Source organism: Sulfurihydrogenibium yellowstonense SS-5 (assembly GCF_000173615.1).
Lineage (GTDB): Bacteria > Aquificota > Aquificia > Aquificales > Hydrogenothermaceae > Sulfurihydrogenibium > Sulfurihydrogenibium yellowstonense.
In genome coordinates, this window is sequence record NZ_ABZS01000071.1 from 1 (window position 1) to 7,832 (window position 7,832).

Annotated in this window: 8 protein-coding genes and 1 pseudogene; 1 reads left to right on the top strand and 8 read right to left on the bottom strand. The window is 29.6% G+C overall.

All coding sequences use genetic code 11. From position 1 onward, the window contains the following. From SULYE_RS04035 to SULYE_RS04070, 8 genes and pseudogenes are all read right to left on the bottom strand, one after another. A partial coding sequence (locus SULYE_RS04035; RefSeq protein WP_007546762.1) for a uracil-DNA glycosylase occupies positions 1 to 484 on the bottom strand: 484 nt, incomplete at its 3' end. Beyond that, positions 481 to 915 (bottom strand): Fur family transcriptional regulator, encoded by a 435-nt coding sequence (locus tag SULYE_RS04040; protein WP_007546764.1) that lies wholly within the window; start codon positions 913 to 915, stop codon positions 481 to 483. The genes SULYE_RS04040 and SULYE_RS04035, both read right to left, overlap by 4 nt. A 3-nt stretch (positions 916 to 918) precedes the next feature. Further along, complete coding sequence (locus tag SULYE_RS04045) at positions 919 to 1,533, bottom strand: flavin reductase family protein (RefSeq protein WP_007546766.1); 615 nt, start codon at positions 1,531 to 1,533, stop codon at positions 919 to 921. After that, positions 1,533 to 2,210 carry an LOG family protein gene (locus tag SULYE_RS04050; protein ID WP_007546768.1) on the bottom strand — a complete coding sequence of 226 codons (678 nt, stop codon included), beginning with the start codon at positions 2,208 to 2,210 and terminating at the stop codon, positions 1,533 to 1,535. Before SULYE_RS04050 ends, SULYE_RS04045 begins: the two co-directional genes overlap by 1 nt. Positions 2,211 to 2,327: 117 nt before the next feature. Then, positions 2,328 to 4,136: a type IV pilus secretin PilQ gene (locus SULYE_RS04055; protein ID WP_007546770.1), complete on the bottom strand. Its 1,809-nt coding sequence runs from the start codon at positions 4,134 to 4,136 to the stop codon at positions 2,328 to 2,330. Between the two features lie 62 nt (positions 4,137 to 4,198). Beyond that, the gene (locus tag SULYE_RS04060; protein WP_007546772.1) at positions 4,199 to 4,654 is read right to left on the bottom strand and encodes a hypothetical protein; all 456 of its coding nucleotides are present in this window, start codon (positions 4,652 to 4,654) and stop codon (positions 4,199 to 4,201) included. Continuing rightward, the gene (locus tag SULYE_RS04065; protein WP_007546773.1) at positions 4,647 to 6,029 is read right to left on the bottom strand and encodes a peptidylprolyl isomerase; all 1,383 of its coding nucleotides are present in this window, start codon (positions 6,027 to 6,029) and stop codon (positions 4,647 to 4,649) included. The genes SULYE_RS04060 and SULYE_RS04065 overlap by 8 nt, the downstream gene beginning before the upstream one ends. A gap of 206 nt (positions 6,030 to 6,235) precedes the next feature. Beyond that, positions 6,236 to 6,553, bottom strand: a pseudogene (locus tag SULYE_RS04070) (transposase); the annotation flags it as partial. Positions 6,554 to 6,600: 47 nt separating this feature from the next. On the opposite strand from SULYE_RS04070, the gene SULYE_RS04075 reads away from it, so the two are divergent. Beyond that, positions 6,601 to 7,832, top strand: a 1,232-nt coding sequence (locus tag SULYE_RS04075; RefSeq protein WP_007546776.1) for an IS256 family transposase, incomplete at its 3' end; no start/stop codon positions are given.

Consider the following 7,832-nt stretch of genomic DNA (forward strand, 5'->3'; position numbering starts at 1 on the left):
CTCTGTATGCAGTAGCTCCAAGTAAGCATAAAACTTTTGGATTGATTATTTCTATCTGTCTTAATAAATAAGGAATGCAAGCTTCCTGCTCTTCTATTGTTGGCGTTCTGTTATTAGGTGGTCTGCATTTGTTGATGTTGGCAATATAAACCTCTTCTCTTCTATATCCTGCATTTTCTATGCATTTTGTAAGTAGCTTTCCTGCTTTTCCAACAAAAGGTCTTCCTTGCTTGTCTTCTTCTTCTCCGGGAGCTTCTCCAATGAACATAATTTTAGCATTAATATTGCCTTCACCCAAAACAGGATTTGTTCTATTTTTGTGTAAATCACATTTTGTACAAACTTTAGTCTCTTCGAAAATCTTGTTCAACTCCTCTATTTTATCTATTTGATTACTTGATTTTTGATTTAAGATAGGTTTATCTAAAATAATCTCTTCAAAGCCAAGCTCTTTTAAAACTTTAAGATAATTTTTATCTATCATACTTTTTCCTTTTTCTGACAATCCTCACAAATTCCAAAGATTTCTAATCTATGATAAACCGGTTTAAAGTTGTACTTTTTACATACTTCATTTTGAATAGATTCTATTTTTTCATCGTGAAATTCTATAATCTTTCCACAGCTTAGACAGATTAAATGGTCATGATGTTCTTTGTTTGCAACTTCGTAAAATGTTTTATTGTTAAACTTAATTACTTCTTCAATGTACCCCAAATCTTTCAGTATGGCTAATGTTCTATAGATGGTCGAACGTGATGCTTTAAGATTTTTTTCTCTTGATTTGAAAACTAAATCTTCTATTTCAAAATGACCATTAAAATTTAATATCTCGTCAATTATTTCTAATCTTTGCTTCGTAAGTTTAAAATTTTTTAGCTTTAGCTTTTTTATAAGCTCTTCTTTGTTAATCAAGATTTACCTCTTTTTTAAATCCGGTCTGATAAGATTAAATATATTACTTTCATCAACCAAACAATAATCGGCTCCGCCGAGTCTTCCAACTACTTTTAACTTTTTATTATCTACATATCCTTTTTCGTTAAGCAGCTGGTCTTTTATATGAAATTTCAAAATCTCTCCAAAAATTAGTCCCATATCTGCAATTTCTAAAATCATAAACTTTTTACATTCTATATTAATAGGTGATTCAGCAATTCTCGGGGAATTTACCAAATCAGATTTTATAGGTGTAAGATTTGCCTCTTTAAATTCATCTATACTTTCATCAAATGGCGATGCAGTAATGTTCATTTTTTCTACAAGGTCATAGGTAACTATGTTTATGACAAAATCTCCTACTTCTTCAATGTTTTTCCAAGTGTCTTTTTTTCTGTCATCATCTTTTTTTCCAATAGAGATTGCAATAAGAGGTGGGCTTGAAGATATTCCCATATAAAAGCTAAAAGGTGCTATGTTAAATATACCATTTTTTGATACGGTGGAAACCCAAGCAATAGGCCTTGGAACAATAGTACTTATCATGAGTTTATATATTTGAGTTTCGTTTAAATTTTTAACATCAAATTCCATTAATCATTTTCTCCTATCAATTTTGTACTATTTTTAATATACCACTGGTCAATATAATCAACAATTTCATCAATGTTATCTATCTGTTTGAATAGCTCCGTATCTTCTTTATCAATATATCCATCTTTTACTACTACGTCATTTAGCCATTGCACAAATCCATTCCAATATTCATTTCCGTATAGTATAACTGGAAAAGGTTTAAGCTTCTTTGTTTGTATTAAAGTTAATGTTTCCGTTAACTCATCAAGGGTTCCAAACCCTCCTGGAAATAGGACAAATGCTGTTGCATACTTTACTAACATAACCTTTCTTGCAAAAAAATAATTAAAATTTAAGGTTTCTGTAAGGTATTTGTTTGGTTTTTGTTCTCTTGGAAGTTTTATGTTTAAACCGATCGAATTTCCACCTGCTTCAAATGCTCCTCTGTTTGCAGCTTCCATAATTCCCGGTCCACCACCGGTTACAATTGAAAATCCTTTTTTAGAAAGTTTAAAAGCTAACTCTCTTGCAGCTTCATAGTATTTATTTCCTTCTTCTACCCTGGCAGAACCAAAAATAGTAACAGAAGGCAGATAAGTCGGCATAACTTCAAATCCATCAATAAAATCTCCAATTATTTTAAACAATCTCCAAGATTCTTCTTTTTTCATTTCATTGATAATATAGCTGTTCATTTACAAAGGCTCCTTAAAAATTTTGACAAATATTTTATATGAAATTTAAAGATAAAAATAAAAAAGGTGGCATTAAGCCACCCCCATAAAAAATTTTATTTAAACGACAAAAACTAATTATTCATATACTATTTTTGGTGATAAAAAGATTAAAAGTTCATTTGTTTTTTCTTGTTGATATTTTTCTTTAAATAAATATCCAAGGATAGGAATATTCATTAAACCTGGCACTCCACTATCTTTAACATCTTCCGTCTTTTCTAAAATTCCTCCGATTGCAACAACAGAACCATCTTTAGCAACTACTTTACTTGTTACAGTTTTTGTTTGAATTGGGGGATTACCTAAAATTAAATTTTTAAAGTCTGGTATATCCTGAGTAATTATCAAATCCATAATGATATTTCCATCAGCAGTAGTTCTTGGCGTTACATTTAATTTTAATACAGCTTTTTTAAATGAAACCGAGGATACAGTACCACCGCCAGCTGCTACAGCAGTTGTATATGGAACCTCGTATCCTTGAGAAATTTCTGCTGTTTCACCATCTATTGTTACAATTTGAGGTTTAGAAAGTATTTTAGACTTTCCTATACTTTGCAAAGCTGATAATCTTACATCGAGAAAGTTTTGTAATCCTCCAAAAACAAAACCAATAGCAAATCCACCCGGAAACGTTGCGGAACTTGAAGGAAAATCAACTGCATATCTTCCACCGCTAATTATACTTGTAGATCCACCGCCTGTAATTATTTTTGTATTATTATTATCGATATTAGTTGCGCGGCCTCCCCATTGAATACCCAAGTCTTTTAAATTACTTGTACTTACTTGAACTATTCTTGCTTCTATGGCTATTTGATATGGTCTATCAAGTAGATAATCTGAATATTTGTATTTAATTTTTTCTATAACTTTGGGTGTATCTGTGATACATATTCTTGGAAGATTAGTTATTATAGTCGCTGGAGTAGAATATGATTTTGTAATACCGGCTGTTGTGCCAACTGGAGATGATTGGCCAGTTGTTGAAATTTCTCTGGTTTCAGCACCTCCTGTTTGAATAGTTTCCTTAGATTTGAATACTATTGTCCCATTTTCAGAAAGCTCTTTTTCTTTAATATTTTCTATTAATTCACCTGGGTCTAAACCCCTTGCATAGAAACATTTAGTCTCTATTTTTTCCTGAGTTGCTGCTCCTACTATTCTTGTTATTTTTGTTATATTTTCTTTTGTATCAAAAACAATTAATTTTTCTCTTGATTTATCATAATCATATTTTCCAAAAACTCCTAAGTTTTCGGCTATCTTTTCTTCTATAGACTTAAAAGTTTCATATGGAATATTAAATTCTTTTTTTATAAATTGACCCTCTTTTTCTTGTACTTTTGCAAGATCTTCAGACTGTTTTTTAACAGAATCTAGATAAGCTGTTATTACATTCTTTAATCTATTTATATTATCTTTATCATCCTTAACTAAAATAGAATAACTTAAATTATCAACTTTTATAGATGCAGCCGAGGATGAATACTTTTTGACCTGAGAAACAAGACTGTCAAACATATCTTTTCCAAAGGCTTTTATTATTTCTGGTGGTACTGATACAAAATACTCATCAGCAACTTTAATTTTATATATCCCTCCCTCTTTAACAGGAATAAGACCATTTTCAAGCAAAACTAAATTAAAAAGATTTTCAGCTTCTATAGGCTTTCTTATAGCAAAAGATACCAATTTATCTTTTTGTCCAATAGCATCTTTATCCCAGATAACATTAAAATTAGAAACTTGAGATATAGCATCAACAACTGTTGACAATTTAGCATTTGTAAATTCCGCAGATAATCTTTCTGCATAGCTTATATCAACGCTTAAAGTTAAACCTATTATTGATGCTACAATTAGCTTTTTTTTCTTTCTCATCTTATACTCCATAAAAACGAATCGCTTTAATAATTATCATTTCGTCAAAATTTGATTAAAAATTAAAAAGTTTTATTACTTTCTCTTACTTTAACTCTTTCGTCAATTTTTATTATTTCATCAAACAAAAAGTGTTCTATTTTTGGCTTCTGTCGATTTTTTTTATAAAGAATTTCTGCTATTTCTGGATAATCTTTAACATTTTTATAAAAAAATGGCCTTCCTACTGCATCTCTAAATCCGGATAAAATTATAGCAGTTAATAATAGGTCAATATCTATTGTCGGATAATTATCGTAAATACAAAGTGCCAATGAGCCTGTAGATGCAACTCTTTCAAGAACTCCATGTTTATAATTTCTTGATTTTTTATCTTTGGCTATTAAAAACTTTTCATAAAGTTCATTGTTTTCAAATATTTCTTTTATTAATTCTTTGTATTTGGGTTTTCTGATATTACTTTTTATCAGCTCTAACTGGTGAAGTAAAAAATCCAATGCATACGGACTTTTATCCATTTTCTAATACTCTTTTATTAATTTTTATTTTTGCTTTTTTCCTCAAGCTATCAACATACATTTGATATACATCGTTGAATTTTTGAGATTTTATGAAAGGAAGAATTGTTTTTTTCGTTTCATCAACCTGAGATTTATCCGGTTCTTTTATTTCAGTTAGCTTGAATATTAAAATTCCATTTTCTGTCGAGATTGGTTTGGATATTTCCCCGACTTTTAAGTTAGCAAGTTTATTTAAATCCTCTCTTTTTATTCCAAATTTGACAACCAATTCTTGAATTGTGTTATCAGAAATAGTTTGTTTTTCTGTTTTATTTTGTTTCAATAGCTGTGTTATATCAGTGGTTTTTTGCATATCTTGTAAAGCTTTTTGTGATAACTCTCTTTCTAATTTTTGTTTAATTTCATTTTTAACCTGTTCGTAAGGTATTGATTTTAAAGATTCTCCATTAAACAATGAAATGTAATACTCGTTTTGTGCTTTCGTGAATGAAACTTTTTTATCTTTATTTAAGGAATTCGCATCTTCTTGAACTTCTTTTGGTAAGTTTTGAATTTCTTGGTTAGAAAAAACATCTCCTTCAAAAACTTTCTCAACTTCTGCCGGGACAGACTGTAAATTTCCACTTTTTGCTTGCGTAAATAGCTGTTTTGCTAACTGCTGTGCTATATCATCACCTAATTTTTGGATATCTATTTTATAAACTGTTATATTTTTCCCTGTTTGAGCTGAATAATCTTTTTTATGCTCTTCGTAAAACTTTTTTATCATTTCTTCTGTAATTTCTGGAGTATTTGGTTTTATTACAGTAGCTTCACCGCTCACTCTTGTAAGTTGTTTTTTAGTAAAGGTTTCAATCTCTTCGTCACTAACATAGATTGTAGACAGTAGAATTGTTTTCAAGTTATTGACCGATAGTTCTTTTTTTAAAATATTTTCAAAAGCATCAGGGGTTAACCCAAAAGAGTTTATAATTTGTAAGTATATTTGTTTGTCAAATTTACCATTGACTTGAAATGCAGAAATTTTTAAAATCTCATTTTTTACCTGCTCTGAAGTTGCTGTTATTCCTTCCTTTTCTGCTTCTTGATATAAAAGTTCTTTTTCTATTAAATCATTTACAACTTCTTTTTTTATTTGGTCTTTTAGATTAGAAATATCAAGATTTTGCATTTGCATATTTCTTGCTGTCATTTCGTATGCATAATTAAATTCATAAAATGGAATTTCTTTGCCATTTACTTCTGCGACACCATTAATTTCACCACTTAATTTGTAAACAATTATAGCTACTATAGACGTAGCCACAAATGCAAACACTGTTATAAATAAAACAATATTCTTCCATTTAGATTGAGAAATCTTATCAAACAATTTTCAAGCTCCTATAAAGTTTTATGTTTCTTAAATATTATATACCATACACTTGGGTTGGAAATTGAAAATTTATTGTATTATTAACTTTCATTCAGAATGAAAAAGAGACAGAGAATTATTCATTGATATTTAAATACGTCGGGTTAGAAATTCATAAAAGTAGTAGATTCTTCGCTAACGCTCAGAATGTTCTATGTTAAATGTCAAGTACACAAATTTTCATCAAATGGTCTTCTGTTTTTTAATACACCATATGCTTGCCTTAATAGCTTATGTGCTACAGCTACTAATGCTAATTTTTTAGCTTTACCTTTACTTACTAATCTTTCGTATAATTCTCTGCAGTATTTGTTAAACCTTATTGCTGATAGTGCTGCCATGTATAGTATCTTTCTTGCATATGGATTTCCCATTTTCTTTATCGAACCACTTTTCTTTACGCTCGTTCCACTTTCATATGGGCTTGGATTTAAACCAGCAAAGCTGGCTGCTTCTTTTACACTCTTGAATCTTTTAAAGGAAGTTAAAATAATGTTGTGTCTAAATAAAACTATAAGGAGGAGTAGTAATGGATAAGAAAGAATACTTTGAAAAAATATTAGACAGATCAACTGAAGAATTAGTAAAAGAACTTTTCCCAAATGGTATAGCAACTCAAGAAAAGATAGGTATAAGAAAGCTTTTAGAATCTGTTGTAGAGTTAGTTATGAACCAAGAAAGAAATTTCTTTCTTGAAAACGATAAAGACAACAAAGCAAACGGATATTATGAAAGAAGTCTAAATACAGGTTCTTTCAAGCTTAACATAAATGTCCCAAGAGATAGAAAAGGTAGGTTTAGACCACAAATACTGCCTGACCCTTATAAAAGAGTTAATGAAGATTATATAAACCTTCTTATGAGTTTAGTATCCAATGGATACTCAGAAAGCAAGATAGATTCTACATTAAAAAGCTTGGGATTAAACTACTCAAAGCAATATATGGATAAAATTAAAAAAGAGCTTATAGAAAGACTTAATGATTTCAAAACAAGAGAGCTTCCATCGGATGCATTTGTACTGTATATAGATGCATATCACTGTGATATAAAAGAGAAAAACAAAATCAGAAAAGCTTCTGTCTATGTAGTTCTTGGAGTGGATTTGCAAGGAAACAAAGATATATTTGGATTTTATACATTTTTCAGTAGTGAAAATAAAGCAGACTGGATAAAAGTATTCAATGATTTAATAGATAGAGGACTAAAAAGGGTAATGCTTATAGTAAGTGATGATTTTCCTGGGATATCAAAAGCCATAGAAACACTATTTCCTTACACAGACCATCAGCTATGTTTAGTCCATTTGCAAAGAAACGTTAGAAATCAGATGGATAAAGAAGATTCACAAGTATTTAACAAAGAATTAAAAAACATAAAAGAAAACAGCTTAGATTATGAAGATGGATTAGAAAAATTAGATGACTTATGTAGTAGATTTAAGTCTAAGTATCCAAACTTCATAAAACATATTCAATCCAACAAAGAGAGATACTTATGTTTTTTAAAATATCCAGAAAGTCTAAGAAAGCACATATACACAACAAATCCAGTTGAAAGTGTTAATAGCATGATAGAGAAGGTAAGAATAAATTTAGGCGGATATTTTCAATCTGTGGACATTCTTGAAGTAAATCTGCTTATCCAGAGAGATAATTTAAAGAATGGAAAATGGAAAAAACCTATACCTGCTTTTAAAGGAGCTTCTTATGAAATTTTACAAATGTTTAATAAAAAATTTTCAATCCAGACACAAAATTA

Coding starts and splice junctions, on each gene's coding strand:
- SULYE_RS04045 (WP_007546766.1), bottom strand. CDS start 1,533: ATGGAATTTGATGTTAAAAATTTAAACGAAACTCAAATATATAAACTC.
- SULYE_RS04060 (WP_007546772.1), bottom strand. CDS start 4,654: ATGGATAAAAGTCCGTATGCATTGGATTTTTTACTTCACCAGTTAGAG.
- SULYE_RS04055 (WP_007546770.1), bottom strand. CDS start 4,136: ATGAGAAAGAAAAAAAAGCTAATTGTAGCATCAATAATAGGTTTAACT.
- SULYE_RS04050 (WP_007546768.1), bottom strand. CDS start 2,210: ATGAACAGCTATATTATCAATGAAATGAAAAAAGAAGAATCTTGGAGA.